The organism is Dyadobacter beijingensis DSM 21582, from assembly GCF_000382205.1.
GTDB classification, from domain to species: Bacteria; Bacteroidota; Bacteroidia; order Cytophagales; family Spirosomataceae; genus Dyadobacter; species Dyadobacter beijingensis.
In genome coordinates this window covers 540,185-558,785 of sequence record NZ_KB907788.1, presented here as the reverse complement: position 1 = coordinate 558,785, position 18,601 = coordinate 540,185, and the positions used below count along the sequence as shown (strand labels likewise).

At 54.1% G+C, this 18,601-nt stretch carries 14 protein-coding genes; 7 read left to right on the top strand and 7 right to left on the bottom strand.

Annotated elements, in window-relative coordinates; translation table 11 throughout:
* Positions 1–5 precede the first annotated feature (5 nt).
* From H144_RS0115835 to H144_RS0115815, 4 genes are all read right to left on the bottom strand, one after another.
* Positions 6–632: a hypothetical protein gene (locus H144_RS0115835; RefSeq protein ID WP_019943064.1), complete on the bottom strand. Its 627-nt coding sequence runs from the start codon at positions 630–632 to the stop codon at positions 6–8.
* Between the two features lie 21 nt (positions 633–653).
* On the bottom strand, positions 654–1,340 hold the full coding sequence (locus tag H144_RS0115830; RefSeq protein WP_157504760.1) for a hypothetical protein: 687 nt from the start codon (positions 1,338–1,340) through the stop codon (positions 654–656).
* Positions 1,341–1,502: 162 nt separating this feature from the next.
* The gene (locus H144_RS33900; RefSeq protein WP_169409402.1) at positions 1,503–3,701 is read right to left on the bottom strand and encodes a fibronectin type III domain-containing protein; all 2,199 of its coding nucleotides are present in this window, start codon (positions 3,699–3,701) and stop codon (positions 1,503–1,505) included.
* Between the two features lie 83 nt (positions 3,702–3,784).
* The gene (locus H144_RS0115815) at positions 3,785–6,895 is read right to left on the bottom strand and encodes a heparinase II/III domain-containing protein (RefSeq protein ID WP_019943061.1); all 3,111 of its coding nucleotides are present in this window, start codon (positions 6,893–6,895) and stop codon (positions 3,785–3,787) included.
* A 236-nt stretch (positions 6,896–7,131) separates the two neighbouring features.
* Between H144_RS0115815 and H144_RS0115810 the strand changes: the two genes are divergently transcribed.
* From H144_RS0115810 to H144_RS0115795, 4 genes are read left to right on the top strand one after another with little or no spacing between them, the layout of a single operon-like run.
* Positions 7,132–9,240 carry a PVC-type heme-binding CxxCH protein gene (locus tag H144_RS0115810; protein WP_019943060.1) on the top strand — a complete coding sequence of 703 codons (2,109 nt, stop codon included), beginning with the start codon at positions 7,132–7,134 and terminating at the stop codon, positions 9,238–9,240.
* A gap of 33 nt (positions 9,241–9,273) precedes the next feature.
* Positions 9,274–9,630 carry a high-potential iron-sulfur protein gene (locus tag H144_RS0115805; protein WP_019943059.1) on the top strand — a complete coding sequence of 119 codons (357 nt, stop codon included), beginning with the start codon at positions 9,274–9,276 and terminating at the stop codon, positions 9,628–9,630.
* Positions 9,631–9,672: 42 nt separating this feature from the next.
* Positions 9,673–11,451: an amidohydrolase family protein gene (locus H144_RS0115800; protein WP_019943058.1), complete on the top strand. Its 1,779-nt coding sequence runs from the start codon at positions 9,673–9,675 to the stop codon at positions 11,449–11,451.
* Between the two features lie 10 nt (positions 11,452–11,461).
* A complete protein-coding gene (locus tag H144_RS0115795) occupies positions 11,462–12,403 on the top strand; it encodes an amidohydrolase family protein (protein ID WP_019943057.1) in 942 nt (313 codons plus the stop codon).
* Positions 12,404–12,462: 59 nt separating this feature from the next.
* Here H144_RS0115795 and H144_RS0115790 read toward each other — a convergent pair whose 3' ends face one another.
* Positions 12,463–13,926: a Gfo/Idh/MocA family protein gene (locus tag H144_RS0115790; RefSeq protein ID WP_019943056.1), complete on the bottom strand. Its 1,464-nt coding sequence runs from the start codon at positions 13,924–13,926 to the stop codon at positions 12,463–12,465.
* Between the two features lie 228 nt (positions 13,927–14,154).
* Between H144_RS0115790 and H144_RS0115785 the strand changes: the two genes are divergently transcribed.
* Positions 14,155–14,673, top strand: coding sequence for a hypothetical protein (locus H144_RS0115785; RefSeq protein ID WP_019943055.1), 519 nt, complete (start codon positions 14,155–14,157; stop codon positions 14,671–14,673).
* Between the two features lie 116 nt (positions 14,674–14,789).
* Here the strand turns inward: H144_RS0115785 and H144_RS0115780 are convergent, their stop codons facing one another.
* On the bottom strand, positions 14,790–15,656 hold the full coding sequence (locus H144_RS0115780; protein WP_019943054.1) for a helix-turn-helix domain-containing protein: 867 nt from the start codon (positions 15,654–15,656) through the stop codon (positions 14,790–14,792).
* A 160-nt stretch (positions 15,657–15,816) separates the two neighbouring features.
* Here H144_RS0115780 and H144_RS0115775 point away from each other — a divergent pair, with 160 nt between their 5' ends.
* Entirely contained in the window at positions 15,817–16,698 is an 882-nt protein-coding gene (locus H144_RS0115775) for a phytanoyl-CoA dioxygenase family protein (protein ID WP_019943053.1), read from the top strand.
* 12 nt (positions 16,699–16,710) lie between these two features.
* Here H144_RS0115775 and H144_RS0115770 read toward each other — a convergent pair whose 3' ends face one another.
* Positions 16,711–16,911 (bottom strand): hypothetical protein, encoded by a 201-nt coding sequence (locus H144_RS0115770; RefSeq protein WP_157504758.1) that lies wholly within the window; start codon positions 16,909–16,911, stop codon positions 16,711–16,713.
* Positions 16,912–17,005: 94 nt separating this feature from the next.
* Between H144_RS0115770 and H144_RS0115765 the strand changes: the two genes are divergently transcribed.
* Entirely contained in the window at positions 17,006–18,562 is a 1,557-nt protein-coding gene (locus H144_RS0115765; RefSeq protein ID WP_019943051.1) for a carboxylesterase/lipase family protein, read from the top strand.
* Positions 18,563–18,601 lie beyond the last annotated feature (39 nt).

The window sequence follows — 18,601 nt, the reverse complement described above, 5'->3', positions numbered from 1 at the left end:
TAAGTTCAAAAAACGACGAATAGATTGTGCTTTGGCATTGCTTCGCCATAGTTCCACATTTGTCTCAACAACATTGTATATGTTTTTCCCTGGTAGTCATAATCAAAGCGCATGTATCCCGAAGTGCCTGCCGCCTCTCCCTGGGCATATGTTTTCACACGTTTATATCCTTTTTGATTCAATCGTAGCGTTATACCCCGCGGCATAATGTGCAGATTATCGGAATGGTTTTCCCATTCCAGGAGCATGTTATTTTCTTTTTCATTCCAATAGTAGCCTAGATCAATCGGTCGAAAATAGAACACATTCACATCGAAAGTCCTTTTCTTGCCCGGGAAAGTCGTATTAGGTATTTCATTCCCAATGTAGTAGTACACTCGCCGATCGCCGTCGAAAAGCAAAAAAACGCTTTTCATCACAGCTCCATAGAACTGATCGTTCTGCATGAAGGTCGTGTCTTTGCCGCTAACGCCATACCATTCAGCAATCTGGTAAGTACTTCCCTTCAAATCGGTCATCACCTCCTCCCTCGTCAACACGACCTCCGGCTCAACGATTTCCACCGGTTCCTTTTCCTTTTTACACCCCAACAACATCGCCAAAATCACGGCACAGGCAAGCAAACTCTTCATATATTACAAATTTTCAATTATTTAAGGAAACACCACATACTTCGCGCTGACCTGCTGGCCGGGATCGCGGTAGTATTGGTACATCGGTTTCATCGTTATTTTGTAGGTTACTTTACCAAGTTTCGGATCGTCGTCGTCATAAATGAACCGTATACTGGGTTTGATTTTCGCGTTTTTGGCCTGCTCCATCGACATTTTGACGTTGAAACTCGCCGGATCGAGGTAGCCTTTTTTCCCGGGGACAATCATCGGGAAATACGAGGTTGTCCGCGCCGTCTCGACGCCGAGCGTGCCCATTTCCTCGTTCCATTTCAAACTCATTTCCGTAGGCAGGAAAATCCGGATATTTAAACTGAAAGTCAATGCGTTACCAGGTATCTCCGTATTCGGGATCTGGCTTCCACCGCCATGAAACATGATCTGGCCATTACCCTTTTCGATGTAAAAATTCAGGAAAGCGGCATTGGCGTAAAGCCTGAGCAGCGTATCAGCCTTGAACATATCCACCGAATCTTTGCCCGAAAACCGCCACGCGTCCGTGATGTAGAAGGAAGACCTCGCCAGCCACGAAGAAACGGTGTCGCGGTCGAGGCGCACAGGCTCGGGTTTGGGGTCTGGCTCTTCGTTTTTGTCTTTATTGCAGCTGGTATGCAATACGGCCAGGCCCAGCATTGCCATCACTAACATCGTGGGAATGAGTCTCTTCATGACCAATTTGATTTAAAACGCAGCAAAGTACAAAAACAGAGACACCCGTGCGCAGCGCCAGCGTGGCGATCCGTACATTTTTTTTTAATTTTTTAAACAAAAAAAGCATTGCAACCCCAAATCGGTGGTCGCAATGCTTTAAGAATCAATAGAGAGACATTTCTATTTTTCCGGGAAATACACCCGCACGTCGGGATGCATGGTGTAAAAACGGTATTGTTTGCCGTCGAACACCGGGAACCCGCTCGAAGAATCGTTGCCGACGATCGGGTTACCTTCATATTTTTTCCAGTGAATGAGGTCTTTCGATACAGCCACATTCATCGTCCACTCGCGCCAGTCCTTGTATGCAGAGGCGTGGTAATAAGCGTAATACAAGCCTTTGTACTGAATAATCTTGTTGAATGCGACGGCGAATGCATCGTACTTCTCCGGCCCGGCGTCGAGTACGGGCTCGTCCTGTACATTCGTCCATTTTTGGAGGTCTTTGCTCGTGGCGAGCCATACGGCCGCGTCGTTGCGTTCGTAGAAGAGGTACCAAATGCCTTTTTCCTTCCAGACCGTCGGCGTGCCGAAAGGCCCTTTGCTGATCGGCGAGCCGTTTTTCAGGCGGATATCGATCGCGCCCCGGTCCTTCCAGTGAATGCGGTCGGTGGAGGTGAGCAAATGCGCGATATCATCCTTGCTCTCGGCGAACATATAGTAGGTGCTGCCGTCTTTCACGACGCACATATCCTCTACCCACAACCTCTTGTGAATGGGATTCTTAGGGTGACGTTTCCAGGTCAAACCGTCATCGGAAGTGGCCAGGCCGAGGTATTTCATGCTGTCGCCGGTGGCTTTGGTATAGCCGGTGTACCACATATAATACTTGCCGCCCTCACGGAGAATGTAGCCGCGCTCCCGGATCTTCTCATCCCAGGTATTGGAATCGGCGGTTCCCTTGAAAAGCGGATTTCCGTTATGCGCTTTGAATTTGACGATTTCCGCCGGGAACTCCGTTGCTGCATTGCCTTGCATACGCTCTTCCATGCGGTTGATCTTTCCGGGTTGCTTAATCAGGTCAAATGCGTCGAAAAGCGCGCCGGTAGCCGTGTAGGTATCGAATGAAAGCTTCCCGCCTTCCACATTGACGACATGGAAAAGCTGGGTATATATGGCCGAGCGGTCCATCCAGGCGGCCTTTTCTACATTGGAGTCGGTCATTTTAGGGCCGCTTACCGAAACCACGTACATCGTCCCCGACTGCGCCCCTTTTTCCGCCATCGGGATGTTCGCCATGCCGCGCGCATACGTGTGGTCGTGCCCTTGCAGCACGAGATCGACCTTATATTTGTCGAACAACGGCTTGAAGGTCTCCCGCATGCGCTGGTTATCGCGGGTGGTTTTGGGGGAGAAAATCGGGTGGTGAAAAGTAACCACCGTCCAGGGGTTCGGGTTGTTTTTCAGGATGCCTTCCAGCCATTGCCGCTGCGCCTGCGCCCAATGCTCCGACACCTCTACCTGATCCGAGTTTAACGAAATGAACCTTACGCCCTGAACATCTGCATAATAACAAGTCTCTTCCAGCCCTTTCGGGCCGTTTTCGGGTAATGTAAATTGCGGCCGCCAGAACACCGATGTCGTATTGATACCCTCCGGTGTCTCGAAATGGTCGTGGTTGCCCGGCGTCGGGAATGCGGGGATCATCGAATGAATGAAGCCGCCGCCGCGGAACCAGTCGCCCCACTCCACGTCCCGGTTGGCCTTGTTGATCAGGTCGCCCGCGTAAATGGCCAGGCGCGCGTCGGGTGCCTTCGCATACGCCTCACGCGCCACGCGCGACCACATCGAAGAGATATTCACCTGCACATCGCCATAGTAGATGAACGAAAGCCTGTCAGCGCGGGTGCCTGCCGTCGTGAAGTGTATCCACTCGCTCCACCCAGCCTCCCCGCCGACGCGGTAGGCATATTTCGTCCCCGGTTGCAGGTTTTCAAAAATAACGGAATGGTAATGGGCCGTGGGCGTATCTTCCCAAACCAGCTTCTCGGTTTTGGCTTTCAGCTTTTTCGCCTTTGACACAAACCGCGGATCGGCCTCGGCGACGGCAATTTCGGCGAAACTTTCCGTTGCGGCTTCGGAAGTTCGCCAGTTCACCGCCATCGAAGTCGACGGATCCGCCGTTACGTTGAGTACGATGCGGTCGGGCACGGCCGTGGGCGCGTAGCGTTCAGGATTCTGGGCGGAAACAGTGAGTGCCCAGGCCGCGAGCGCGCCGGTCGATAGGATTTTTGAAATGTTGTTTTTAAAGTACATCATGGAAAGCGGCCGGAGCCGGAGGGTAAGAATACTACCAAAAACGTCCGTCGTTATATCCAATACGAACGGTTTCCCGGATAAGACCATCCCCCGAAATATACGATCGGCCCGCGGCAATGCCTATTCACCTCACCCACAAACCCTTAACGCACCCACGAAAATTTGGATTTGATGATCACGCGATCGCCCACGCCGATATTCGAAATCCAGACATCCTCCCCGGCCGCCGGAGTCCTGCTAAATTTACCCGACGGCAGCAATGCATTACCCTGCACCACTTTGAGCGTACCCAACGGCTTCAATCCCCGATCGAGGACGGTAGCGCCGGTGTACAGCGGAGCAAATGGGAGATTCGTGTCCGTTACGAGCGAATCGGCGGAATTGACCGTAGTATGCACCTTACCGATGAGGATGTCGTCGGCCGTTTCCAGGGTCAATGCATTTCCCGCCATAGCTACGATTTTAAGCGGGTGCCCGGTTTTGCGCAACGAGTTGGCGAAATGGGCGATCGTGCCGGCCGGGATTTTCGTGGAAGGTTTCGTTAAAGTCACTTTAACCTGTCGCTTCATTACATCCACATCGGTTACCACGCCAGTGGTAGCCTCAGCTTTAAATATTTTACCATTCACTTTCAGATAGTTACCATCACTGAAATATATCCGGCTCACTGCCCCCTGCCGGTCGAAACTGACGACGGCAGCGTGGGCGTCCGTTTCAATGTTACGGCCGGAAATGACCTTTCGGCCATTGGTGGTATCGCTGATAATGACGTCCGTCCCTTCTCGTCGCGTGACTTCCACCACCTCTCCCTGTGCCGCCGGTAGCTTTCTAATGGCGGTGATCAACGGGCGATCCCCTTCGAAAGGCTCCATAACCGCGGTAAACGTGCTTCGCAGCGGTTGGTTACCGGCAGCTTTTTTCCGGCTGATGGCGTATTTCAAAAGATGGTTCTTCGCGCGGGGCTTATCCCACGCATCGGCCATGAGAATTTCCTGTCCGGCCTGGGGTAGCAGATGGATTTTTATGCGGGCATTCGGATCTGAGACGTGGCTGTAAGAAAGCACCGTTCTATCTCCATTCAATTTTTGAACGTTGTGAAGGTATTGATAGCCAGATCCTTTATAATTCCAGTAGCTTCCCGTGTAGCCCTTTACACCCATTTTGGCATCATCATAAATCTCCCCGAACGGAACATCCCGCCCCGCCAGCGTGCCGGGCTGCTTTTCGCCCCAGTTCCCTTCGGCAACCACCTTGCCTGGCGGGCCGTGCAGCACATAATCATGCTGTTTTCCGCCCGCTACCCTGAAAAAATCGACGACATAACTGTGTGCGCTGTCCGCATCGACCATGATCAGGTTCCGGCGATAGGCCGTCGTCTGCGGATAGGTACTCGAAGACGCGTCCATCGATCGCGCGAACGCGCCCTCTGAAAAGTCGTGCAGCGTGCCCTGAACGTTGTTCACCTGCCTTTGCGCGTCCACCACGACGGTATTGTGCGACACTGAGTTGAACGACCACGTGTACACTTCTTTCACATATTCATTCATCGCATCGGGATAGCCCAGGTCGGGAATCATCTTCCGGCCATTGGCAAACAGCTCGAAATTGAGGAAATCCCAATGGTAATGCGTGCCCTTAAAACCATAATTGAATGTGAGCGCCACGGCATCGGGGCGGTTATTGAGCATACCCATTCCATACCCCGCCAGCAACCGCGACGGCCTCGCGGGCAATGCCCGTCCCCCCGCAAGCGGCGGCACCTCCGGTAGCACATCCCGGAACAGCGATTCAAAACTCGAAAACGAACGGGCACCTGTTTTATTTACAGCCGAAAGCCAGGTCAGATAGCGCGGGTCGCGGTAGGTCTGGTACCCTACCTGGTACACATCCGCGTCCTGGCCGGTGAGCGAGCCCAGCACGTCGTCGCTATCGCCGATCGCGGGTGTAAATTTGCCCGTCGCCACCATTTCCAGCGGGCTGTCGATGAGGCCCCTCAGCCTCGGCTCGGCGAAAAGATCCGTGCCGCCCGTTCGCAGCATATCGGCAAAACGGGTGATTTTCTGGACCGTCAGCAAGTTATAATGCGGGGCCTCCAACGGCTGCCCGTCACGGAAAATCATATTGTAAAATGCGTAGCGCAGCCCCGCCTGCACGCGGCTCTCGCCCGGCTCTTCCACGAGCATATGCAGGTACTTTTCAGTGTCCATATGCTGTCTCGCAAGCAGAATGTACAGCAATGCGATCTGGTGCATGCCGTAGTTCCCCTGGATTTTACGCTGTAAATAGGCGTCGAGCGCATCTTCCAGCACATTGGCTTCGATGAATGCGCGGATTTGCTCGCCGGATTTCCCTGTGGCCTGTTGCAGCTCCCGATCGGCATCGATACTGTCCCAAATGGCATCATAAGCCTCCGCCGCATTCTGGATCAGGCTCGCTTCCCATATCAGGTTCAGTATCTTGCCATTATAGGTATGCCCTTTCATACGCTCCATCAGCCCATACCGCGACTGCACGGCGTGGTCCATCGCCGGGTACACCTCCGCCAGCCGGTACAGCATGACAGCCGCCTTGTGCGCGTAACGCTTGTCGCCCGTGAGCAGGTACGCATGCGCGAGGTCGGCGAATGCGGGCTCGATATGCCCTTTCCACATCCATTGATTGGCATAGGCCACAAACCAATAGCGCTCTCCATCCGGGGCGATCCACCCCCAGCCATCGTCGGCATAGGTGCGGTCGAGGCCGGTTTGACGGCTAAAACCACTTTTATAGTAGGCCAGATAGTCGTTCGAAGGGAACACCTGCCCGTCGATCGGCGATTTGACCTGCAACGGGTGATCGGGGTCGACGATCCACGGGTAAAACCCGCCGACTTTGAAAACGGTGTCGCCATGGACGGGGCTTCCTTTGGGGTTCAGGTCGAATGCGCGGGGCACGCGGGCGTCGGGCATGAGGTCGATAATGGCCGAATCGGCGCGGGTGAGCCAGGGATCGGCGGCCTTGACGATGCTGTCGCGGACTTTGCGCGCCTCCTCGTATTTGACCAGGTTCATACGCGCCTTCATAATATCCGCCTCTTTATAAATCATCCGCGCCGTTTTGAGCGGGTAATGCGGCGTGCGTTCCGGCACGGGCACAAATGCGGGGATGACGAGCCCGTCACGGGCTCCCTGACCGGATGCCGGCTTAAATGTTAACGGAATGCTCAGCAACGTGACAGCCAACGCTGTGGCATTCCAGGATTTGCGGGTTTTCATTCAAGTATAGCCAAACGAGGTTAGCGGATTTACTCAGAGCGGAATAATGTGCCGGTCATCAAATTTGTAATATTTTTTTGTAAACTAAAATATTTAATTTTTGTAAACTTTTTTGTCGCAAAATATTCTTTTTCTATTCGGTTAATTCATAGATTTGCCTTGCATGCATCTGCCCGAAATGTGTTTAGCCAAAATCGGGCACGTACACGAGCATTTTCGACTAAACCTGAACACTAATGACCCATTTCAAGATCATCGTGCTATCCGGCCTGGCGCTTGCTTCTGTGCAGGCGGTGGCGCAGAAACGGTACTCCGAGGCCCTGTCGCCCACTGAATCGCTGAAGGCATTTCAGCTCCGGGAAGAATTCAGCATCGAGCCGTTCGCGACGGAACCTGACGTGCTTTCACCGGTAGACCTCGTTTTCGACGCTGCCGGCAATGCGTTTGTCGTTGAAATGGGCGACTATCCCTACGATGCCCAGCCAGGAAAATTTAAGGGCCGCATCAGGATGCTGAAAGACACCGACGGCGACGGTAAAATCGACAAATCCTACGTTTTCGCGGACGGCCTGCCGAGCGCCACGAGCGTTTTACCCTACCAGGACGGCCTCATCGTATGCGCTGCGCCCGATATCCTGCTGCTCCGTGATACCAATGGCGATTTCAAGGCCGATACCCGCGAGGTACTTTTTACCGGATTTTTTGCCAAAAATTCCGAAGCACAGATCACCAGCATGCGGTACGGCGTCGATAACTGGATTTACGCCAACAACAGCGGCCAGGCGGGTATGATCACCTCCCCGCTCCGTCCTGACGCGCCGCCGTTGAACGTGGCGGGCGGCAATTTCCGGTTCCGGCTGGACAGGAAGCTGTTCGAAGTAGAATCGGGGAACGGGCAGTTCGGGCTGGCAATGGATGAATGGGGCCACCGGTTTTACACCCAAAACACCCTGCATATTCAGCAATCGCCTATCGCATGGCGGTATTTGCACCGGCATAACTACCTGCCGTCGTTTCGCAGCGATGTCAATATTTCCGACCACGAGCTCGTCATGTTCCAGAAATCGGCCACGCCCTACTGGCGCCAGCAGCGCAGCGATCGGCGGCAAGCCAAATACGACTCGTTGAAAACCGGTTTCACCGAATGGGCCCGCGACCATTTCACGGGAGCCTCAGGCGGAACGTTTTATGGCGGCGACGGCTTCCCGGAGGCATTCCGGGGCAACATTTTCACCGGGGAAGTGGCCGGTAACCTCGTACACCGCGATGTACTCCAAGCCGGCTCGCCCGCATTCACGGCCACGCGCGACGGTGCGGAAAAAGACCGCGAATTTCTCGCTTCCACCGATCCGTGGTTCCGACCCGCCAATCTCACAACAGGCCCGGACGGCTATTTGTACATGGTGGATATGTACCGCCAGCACATCGAAACGCCGGTTTCGATTCCCGAGGACCTCAAAAAAGACATGGATTTCGCGAATGGCGAGCAATACGGCCGCATTTGGCGCATTTTCCCAAAAGACGGTCAGAAGCGGCCGGTTACTTTGCCTGACCTTCGCCAGCAAACGACCGCCCGGCTCGTGGCATTGCTAACCCATCCCAACCAGTGGTGGCGACTGAATGCACAGCGTATTTTGGTAGAAAAGCAGGACAAATCGGCGGTGAGTGATTTGAAAAAACTCGTTACAAACGCTGATCCGCGGACCCGGCTGCATGCCATTTACACACTCGATGCGCTGGGCGCACTGGACGAGACGATCGTGAAAAATGCCCTTGCGGATGCACATGCCGGCGTGCGGGAGCATGCCATTATCCTTGCCGAAAAGTATCCCGCATTGTTGCCCGACATACTGCGTCTGGCCAAAGACGGTTCCGCTCAGGTCGCCTACCAGGCTTGCCTCAGCGCGGGCCAATTCTCAGGAAAGGAAGTACTGGCCGCGCTAGCATTCTCAACCGAAAATGGCGCCGAAAATCCCTCGTGGCGGCTCGCGGTACTAAGCTCGGATGCAGGTTCTGATTTTGAGCTAATCCGCTCATTGATTGACAGAAACAGCTTTTTCAGTGCGCCCTCGCCGGGCAAATTGCAATTTCTGGACGATTTCGGCTACATCGCCGGCATGCGGAACGAGAAGGGTGAGGTAAACCGACTGCTCGAACTGGTTAACACCGAGCTCCAGGCCAAGGAATGGGCCATCGCCATCACATCGGGGCTTCTGCGCAGCAGCCGGAAAGCCGCTACCAAACCCGACAAGTCGGTGGCCAAGCAGCTTCAAAAACTGGAATCGCACGATTCGGAGAATGTAAAAAGGCAGGTGGCCGCGCTCCGCAAGGCGTGGAACATTTGAGATACCCTGTTAAACCCACATCACCATCACTGTATGCAAACCGTCACCAAACGCCGGATTTTTCTGCAAAAATGCCTCTCAGCCGGTGCATTCACGTTCGGCGGCATGCTGCTGGCGCAATGCGCCGGTAGTAAAAAGCCCCTTGCGGCACAAACCGCAACCAGTACCAATGCCGACCCGTGCAGCGACCTGACGGGCGTCGATCCGGTCGACGTGCAGAAACGCAAATCGCTCGGGTATACCAGCCAATCGCCCTTACCGGACAGCCAATGCGATAACTGTAAATTATGGATTCCCGTGAAGGAAGGTAAAGAATGCGGCGGTTGCCTGCTTTTTACAGGGCCGGTCAATCCGGGCGGGCATTGTACTTATTGGGCACCACAAGTTTGATCCGGTTTTATGCAGAAACAGTCGTTAAGTCGTCGTAAATTTTTGAAAACCAATGCATGGATGGGGGTAGGCATTGGGGCTTTGCCGGGATTTGCGTCTCAGGAGGTAGTCCGGGATGGTCAGGAAACGGTCAGGGCCGGCCGCCTGGAAGTTATGGAGGACGAAGCCCATACATTGAACGGGGCTGCCGGGGAAAATCTGCTTTTTTTTGATGGATTTACCCGTATCGGTCCGCGGAAATACAAGCATCCGGCGGAGCAGTGGAAGCTTGAACACCTGCTGAAAGACATGGACCAATGCTCGATTTCGGCGGCTTTGGTGGCTTACACGCAGTCGGTGAACTACGATCTGATGTATTCCAACCTGGAATTGAACCGGCTGATCAAACCTTACCCGCATTTGTTCCCGGTCTGGAATGTGATGCCGCACCAAACGGGCGAGTTCCCCGACCCTACCGGGTTGGGCCGGCTGATGGCAGAGAACAATGTCCGCGCCGTTACGATTCACCCGAAGACCAACGCCTGGGACTGGAAAGCACGGCATTGCACGCCATTGTTCGCGCATTTGAGTAAAAATAAAATATTGACCATTACCACCGCGCCGGAGCTGGGCGCGTGGGAGGATTTGGAGGAGTTTCTGATCCGCTATCCCACCCTGCCGCTGCTGCTCACGGGCGCCTTCTGGAACGAGCAGCGCTATGTGCTTCCATTGGTGCAGCAATACAAGAACCTGCATATCAGTTTCGATAATTTTCAGATCAACGAGGGTGTCGAATACCTGCACCGCACCGGCTGCACCGACCAGCTGATTTTTGCCTCCAACAGCCCCACCATGTCGGCCGGCGCCCACCGCAGCTACATCGATTACGCGGCCATTCCCGCCGCCGATCGCGCCAAAATAGCCGGCGGCAACCTCATGCGCCTGTTGAAAATAACCCAAAAGCCTGCGTTGCGCCAAAACCAGAACGAGGACATCCTCATGCGCGCCATTCGCGCGGGCTCCCCGCTGCCTGTGTCCGTGATCGACATGCATATGCACATGCTGCACGAAGGCCTCGACAGCGGCGGCTGGACCTACCGGATGGAAAATGGTGGCCCCAAAGGCATTTTCGGTATGGCCAAACGGCTGGGTTACCAGGGCGGCGGCATTATGAGTTGGAACGGCGTGGTGAGCCAGAATGCCATTGCCGGCAATCCGTGCACCGCCGAAGCACTGGATGTGGCCCCGAAAGGCTATTGGGGCCTCGCCACGTTCGATCCGAGCCATTACAGCCAGGATGAATTGCGTAAAATGATCGCCGACGTGTACGCCGACAAGCGGTTCATCGGCATGAAACCCTACCAGTTTTACGGCTTCGAATACCACGATCCGGTGTATGATGCGTGGTGGGAATATGGTAATCAAAACAAATTTTACGGTTTGATCCACAACTCGCGCGCTGATTTGCTGGAAGTGGAGACGTTGGCGAAACGCTACCCGGACGTCCGCTGGATCATCGCCCATGCCGGCGGAAGCTTCAAAATGGCCGATATGGCCATCGCGGCGATCAAAAAGTACCCTAATGTGTATGCCGAGATCACGCTCACACCCGTACCGCTCGGGGTGATCGAGTACCTGGTAGCGGGCGCGGGCGAAAACCGTATGCTCTACGGCTCCGACCTGCCCATGCGCGACCCGCGACAGCAGCTCGGCTGGCTCGTTTTCTCGACTCTGCCTTTGGAAGTAAAAAAGAAAATACTGGCCGAAAACGCCATGCAGGTTATCAAGCCGTGCCTCGACCGCCTGCCTGAACACAGCCGGCCTTCGCTGGCCTCCAAATAAACTATTCCCCATGTGCCAGCAACCAAATATTAACCGACGCGAATTCCTGGCAGGCACCGGCGCGATGCTGCTGGCGGGCGCTTTTGCCGGGGCCAGCCAACCGGAACCGATCATCGACATCCACCAGCACGTGCATTACGCCGCCAGGCCCGACGCCGTGCTCATTGCGCACCAGCGGGCGATGGGCATTGCCCAAACGATATTGCTGCCGGCGGGCACAGCGGCATTCGGCACTTCCACGCATGGAGGCAAAACCAATGGATTACAGGCACAATGTACTGGCAATGAAGCATGTTTTCAAATTTCCCAACAATTTCCAAAAGAATTCGCCTTCGGTTCCAACGAGGTCCCCGACCTGCCCGACGCCGTTCAGGAAATTGAAAAATACCTGAAAAAAGGCGGCTGCGTAATCGGCGAACTGAAATTCGGGCTGGATTGCGATTCGAAGGAAATGCAGCACATATACAAGCTGGCGGAGGATTACAATGTGCCGGTACTCATGCATTGGCAGTTCCAAATGTTCAATTTCAACTTCGAGCGTTTTCCGAAAATGCTGGAAAAATATCCGAAAGTGAATTTCATCGGCCACGCACAAACCTGGTGGGCGAATATCGACAAAGGCCATTCGGACCAAAGCATTTTGTATCCCAAAACCAAAGTGACGCCCGGCGGCCTCACCGATCGCCTGCTGAGCGATTATCCCAATATGTACGGCGACCTATCCGCCGGTTCCGGCTTGCTCTCGATGACCCGCGACGAAGAACATGCGAAATCTTTTTTGAACCGGCACCAGGACAAGCTGCTCTACGGCAGCGATTGCGACGACCATATCGGCAGCGGCGAGCAATGCCAGGGCGCTCAAACGATCGCCGAGATCCGCAAACTGGCCGCATCGAAAGCCATCGAGCGGAAAATACTGCACGATAATGCGAAGAAATTGTTTCGCTTATGACAAAAAAAGCCCTCCTGCTTGCACAAGAGGGCTTAGTATAATAACCAATCTATTCATTTCTAAACTCCCAGGCTCCAACCTTCGCGGTAGGTGCGTTTCACCCACTGGTTCACCTCGTCGAAGTTGGTCACTTTCATGTTTTGGGCATCCCACAACATTTTCAGGTTCGAGCCGGGATAGTCGAAGCCGTTACCCGTAGCGCGCGGTTTCGGCATGTCGGCACCGCGGATCGCCAGGTTCGCCATCAGGATCGCCTCGGTAAGCGGCCCCGCCTTGTCGAACGACGAGCTGAGCTCCATCTTACCATAACCGGCGATACAGCCCTCAACCCATTGCGCATAATGCCCCTCGGCCGAACCCGGCACACGGGCGAATTTCTGCTTCACCTTCACCTCTTCCATGCGTGAAAGCGGGAGCAGGCGCGGGTTTGCGGCATATTCGCTGGCCATCATCTTGCCTTTGGTACCTACGAAAAGGATACCGCTGTTACCATCGCCGAACAGCTCATTAGCGCCTAACTCTTCGGGACGCTCGGGTTTGATCCCGCCGTCCATCCAGTGCATCGTTACCTGGCCTTTTGTTTTGGATGTTTTCGGGAAAGTGAGTGTCGCATGGCTCGATGGCGGGCAGCTGTCCGGGAAAATACCGCGCTTACCGAATGCCGTGAACACGCTGCCGACGCTCGCCTGCATATCCAATGCATATTTGAGATCTAGAATACGGAACGGCGCTTCCATGAGGTGGCAACCAAGGTCGCCCAATGCACCGGTACCGTAATCCCACCAGCCGCGCCAGCTGCCCGGGATCAGGTTATCGACGTAGTCTTTGTATGGTGCCGTACCGAGCCAGAGGTTCCAGTCCAGTTCTTTGGGAACGGCGGGTTTGTCGGTCGGCCAGGGAATGCCTTGCGGCCAGATGGGCCGGTTGGTCCAAATGTAGACGGTGTGCACATTGCCGATAATACCGGCATCGTGCCACTCGTGCAACTGGCGCACACCGTCGCCCGACGAGCCCTGGTTACCCATTTGGGTCACTACCTTGTACTTGGCGGCCGCTTCGGTGAGCATACGCGCCTCCCAGATATCGTGTGTCATCGGCTTCTGCACGTATACGTGCTTGCCCAGCTGCATGGCAGCCATGGCTACCACTGCGTGTGTATGATCGGGCGTAGAAACCGATACGGCGTCAAAATTTTTGGATTCTTTTTCAAACATTTCCCGCCAGTCTTTATAGTATTTGGCCTGCGGGAAATTCTTAACGGAGGTGGCTGCACGTCTGTCGTCCACATCGCACAGGTACCCGATATTGGCCTTACCGCTTTTGAAGAAATTGGCGATATCGGACGTTCCTTTTCCGCCCACACCTACTCCTGCCACAGTCAGCTTGTCGCTGGGCGCCACGTACCCTTTGCCCAGCACATGGCGGGGAACGATCATCAGTCCGGCGGCTGTACCTGCGGCTGCTTTAATGAAATCCCTTCGCGAAGAAGAAGGCTGATCTTGAACGGTATTCTTTTTTTCCATGTACGTGATGGTTTGATTTAGGAAATGGATATACAGATTACAGGTACTTCACCAAAGTTTACTACTCGTCTAAGCACTTTTTTTCAAGTATTTACTCGGAAAACTCCAATGATGGCAGTCAACCCGCTGCCGACGGCAAGATAGTACACTAAAAAAGCAGGCGTTTTTTATTAACTTTTACAAAAGTTGTACACCCCTTCTTTCCATCGGTTCCGTAACTATCCCTTTATGAAAACACTTCACCATTTCCGCAAGGTACACCTCCGCTTGCTGCTGGCGTGCTGCATTGGTCTTTTCTTCTCGTTCCATACCATTTCGGACGCGGGCAAAGGCAAACTGGCCTATAAAACGGGGAGCAAATCATTTGACATAAACATTCAATCCGCCTCCTTCATCGCCGGACCGGACGGTTTCGAAAGCGGTAAAAAAATCCGTCGCCTCATCTTCACGACTCATCCGCTGGGTGACAAAATCAAGTCGTGCGCCGCTATGAATTGTGTGGATCAATATATTGAGGGCATCCAGGTGGACCTCGACGCCGCTCCCCGCCTGCTCTACTGGATCAGCCTGAACAACCAGCTCGTCCAATATTCCGGCACGGCACAGAATGAGTTCCTGAGCTTAACGACGGACACGCCCGAGCACCTAACCGGCACATTGAAATTCGACCAGTCTGCTTCCGGCGGGCCGGTAGTGGATATCGCTTTTGATACGAAGTTGAGTAAAACGTTTACGAAGGCGCGGTAGCCCGCCGATTTTCAGGTCAGACTTTCCAGCCGTTTCTGAGCCAGCTGGTTGACTAATAACCCGAAAATATGCCTTATTTTCCGGGCAAAATTTTTAACCCACAATCAAAACACCAATTATCCTTCGGTTTCCGTCGCGCGGAATTGTTTTCGATAGGCGGCCGGCGTCATGCCGCCGAACTTGCGGAACTGCCTGAAAAAGAAGGGCGGACTGTCGTAACCGCACGCAAAACTGATCTCGGCAACCTGCATATCCGTTTCGATTAACATTTTCGTCGCCATGTTAATACGGTATTCATTCAGGAAAGTGAAAAGGGGCTTTTGCATCGTGCGACTGAAAAACCGCGAGAATGCTTCCTCGCTCATATGGACGAGCGCGGACAGCGCGGCGAGTGTGATGCGTTCCGCGTAATGCTCGCGAATGTAGTTGTAAACGGTATTGATCCGCTGGTTGTCTTCGTAATTCAGCGGGTAAGCAAAGCCCTGCTCGCAAAGGAAATGGATGTTTTTTATGCCGGCCAGCATTTCCAGCACTTCCAGGAATTTGATCAGGCGGGCGAAAGGCTGCATTTCGAGCATGTCTTCCAGCATCGGTTTCACGCGTGCCGCCGCATCCTGGTTGAACTTTATCCCCTGCCCCGCCATTTGCAGCAGCCGCCGGATGGATTTGAATTCCTCCGCATCCAGCCAACCATTACCTATAAACGCCTCCGGCCACTGCACCACGATGGAACTGGCCGCCACGACATTGTCCTGCGTGTTTTTCCAGCAATGTGGCAGGTTAGGCCCCAGCAGCACCAGGTCGCCCGCTTCGAAACTTTCCATGCTATTGCCCACATACCGGATTCCCACGCTTTGCAGAATGATCGTCAGCTCATATTCCGGGTGGTAATGCCAGGGGGCGTCGAACTCTTTCACCTCGTAACCGAAAATCCGGAACGACGATTCAGGTAGCGGCTGAAATGCTTCAAATTGTGCTTTCACAGTCTCTGGGTGGATATTTATACCTTATTTAGATAAAAAAGCAAATGTATTGATTTTACAAGATACAAAATAGTGTACTTATTGATCAAAATCAGCAACCTCTTCAAGTCCTGCCATCGCTCATATTTGTGCTACTGAAACTAATTCCGAAGCAGACATTATGGAAGTAGCAACCCGCGACCTTTCCCGTTATCACGAGCTGATATCCGACCTTTTCAAACAGCCTTCCACCCGGGCGGAATGGGAGCAATATCGCCTGAGCGATGAGCAAGTGGCGTTTTTCCATGAATACGGCTATTTGTCGGACATTAAGCTGCTGGAAGACTGGCAGGTAGATGCCCTGAACGAGGAACTGGCCGTTAACACCGATCCTTCGCACCCCGGTCATCATTTATATTACGAGTTCCATTCCAACGAGTCGGCCGACCCGAATGCCGTTCTGTTGCATGCTTTGGGCGCATGGCGCGTGACGGAAGGCTTCCATGATGTGCTGTGGAACCCGGCATTTGTGATGGCCGCCAGCCAATTGCTCGGAAACAAGCCCGTGCGCTTCTGGCACGACCAGCTTTTCTGCAAACCCGCACGTCACGGCGGCGTGGTCGCCTGGCACCAGGATTACTCTTACTGGACGCGCTCGGTACCCATGCAGCACCTGACCTGCTGGACCGGCCTTGACGATTCACTGATCGAAAATGGATGCCTTTACTATGTTCCAAAAAGTCACCGCTGGGGGCTGCTCGACAAACCCGAGCTGGCCGGCGACATGGAAGGGCTCATGCAATATTTAACCGAAGAACAAAAAGCGGAATTCAAACCCATACCCATTGAAATGAAGCGCGGACACGGCACTTTCCACCACCCGTTGATGGTGCATGGATCGTACGAAAACCGCTCCGAACGCTCGCGGCGTGCATTCGTGCTTAACGTTTTTGCCGATGGTACCACTTCGGACACCGATGGCGTCCTGCTGGACGGCGTACCGGTAATCCCGAAAGGAGAGAAATTGAAGGGACAATTTTTCCCCCTTCTTTTCGACGCATAACGCTGACTATTCCTAAATCCTGATCATTACACACGCTTGAAAAAGGCTGCCCGTTCCATTGGGCAGCCTTTTTTGTTGAAGATCCGCCGCCATAGCCGGGGCGCTGGTGCCATGCGCCGTTTCAAGCCTGCCCGAGAAAAGGCGCGTGTAGCCGCTCCGCGACTTCGGAAGCATCGCCAGGTGGTAGCGGTCGCTGCAAAAATCGAAGGACATGGGGTTAATGCAGGAATGGCAATCCGGGAGCAGGAAAGCAAGCATGTCAAAAATAAAGCCGAACTTGCGCTTGAAACGATTATCAGCATTTCCAATGAATTTACGTGCATTTTCCCTTCATTGCCTGCTTCTGGCGGGCGTTCTCACCTGCTTGCATGCTGTCACGCTCGCCGCCGATACGCTCCGTGTCGAAGGCGGGAAGATATCCGGCATTAACAGCCCCGACAACCGGGTGCATATTTACAAAGGCATTCCTTTCGCGGCCCCGCCGGTGGGCGATCTGCGCTGGAAAGCCCCTCAGCCCGTAAAGAAATGGAGCGGCGTGCTCGCCTGCGATAAATTCGGACCGAGCCCTGTGCAGGGAGAACCGGTACCGTTCAGCATGTGGAGCGCGGAGTTCCTGATCCCGAAAACGCCCATCGGCGAAGATTGCCTTTACCTGAACGTCTGGACGGAAAGCAGCGGCAAAACGGCTGCGAAAAAACCCGTTGTCGTGTGGATTTACGGCGGCGGCTTTGTGAGTGGGGGCGCGGGATGTGCCATTTACGACGGCGAAGCTACGGCCAAAAAGGGCGTCGTTTTTGTGAGTATCAATTATCGCGTGGGCGCATTCGGCTTTTTTGCGCACCCCGAGCTGACCAAGGAATCCGGTAAAAACGCCTCCGGCAATTACGGTTTAATGGACCAGGTCGCCGCATTGAAATGGGTGAAGAAAAACATCGCGCAGTTCGGCGGTGACCCGGAGAATGTGACGATCGCCGGACAATCTGCGGGTTCGATGAGCGTCAACTGCCTGGTGGTGAGCCCGCAGGCCAAAGGATTGTTCAATAAGGCGATCGCGGAAAGCGGGGCGGGCTTCGGGAGAAACTACCCTACATTGAAACAAGCCGAAGAGGCCGGTTTACAAGCTGGCGAAAAGCTGGGCGCGAAATCACTGGCGGCACTGCGGAAGCTGCCCGCGGACGAGATATTAAAGAACATTACCTCCTACCGCGGCCCGATCGTCGATGGCCTGGTGCTGCCGGAATCTGTCAGCGCCATTTATCAGGCTGGGAAACAGAACTCTGTCGCTTTGCTTACCGGCTGGAACCAGAACGAGAATGCCGTAGCCAAACCGAAAAGTGCCACCGAATTTCAGGCCCAATACAATCAGCAATACGGCCCTATTGCGCAGACATTTTTCCAGCATTACCCTGCTCAAACCGACGCCCAGGCCGCGCATTCGCAAAACGAGTTGGCGCGGGATATGAGTTACGGCGTACAGAATTACTCCTGGGCGGTCGCTCAGGCGCAGCAGAACAAAGCCGCCTACCTCTACCGGTTCACCCGTAAACTGCCTGCGACGGGCATATACGCCAGTTATGGCGCGTTCCACACCGGCGAGGTGGCTTATGCGTACGACAACCTCCGCTTCATCGATCGATCGCTGCGACCGCTGGATGGGACAGACGATCAGATTGCTAACCTGATGTCGACCTTTTGGGTGAATTTTATCAAAACAGGTAATCCGAATGGCACCGGAATGCCGCAATGGCCCGCATTCAATGCAAATGCGCCGCAAATGATGCTGATCGGCGAAGAAATGAAAGCGGGGCCGCTCACGGAACAACCCGCACTCGATTTTCTCATCGAACAAGCCGCGAAACGGTAGAAATCTTCCCGGGCCGGCTTAAAGCGATTGTAACCAGAC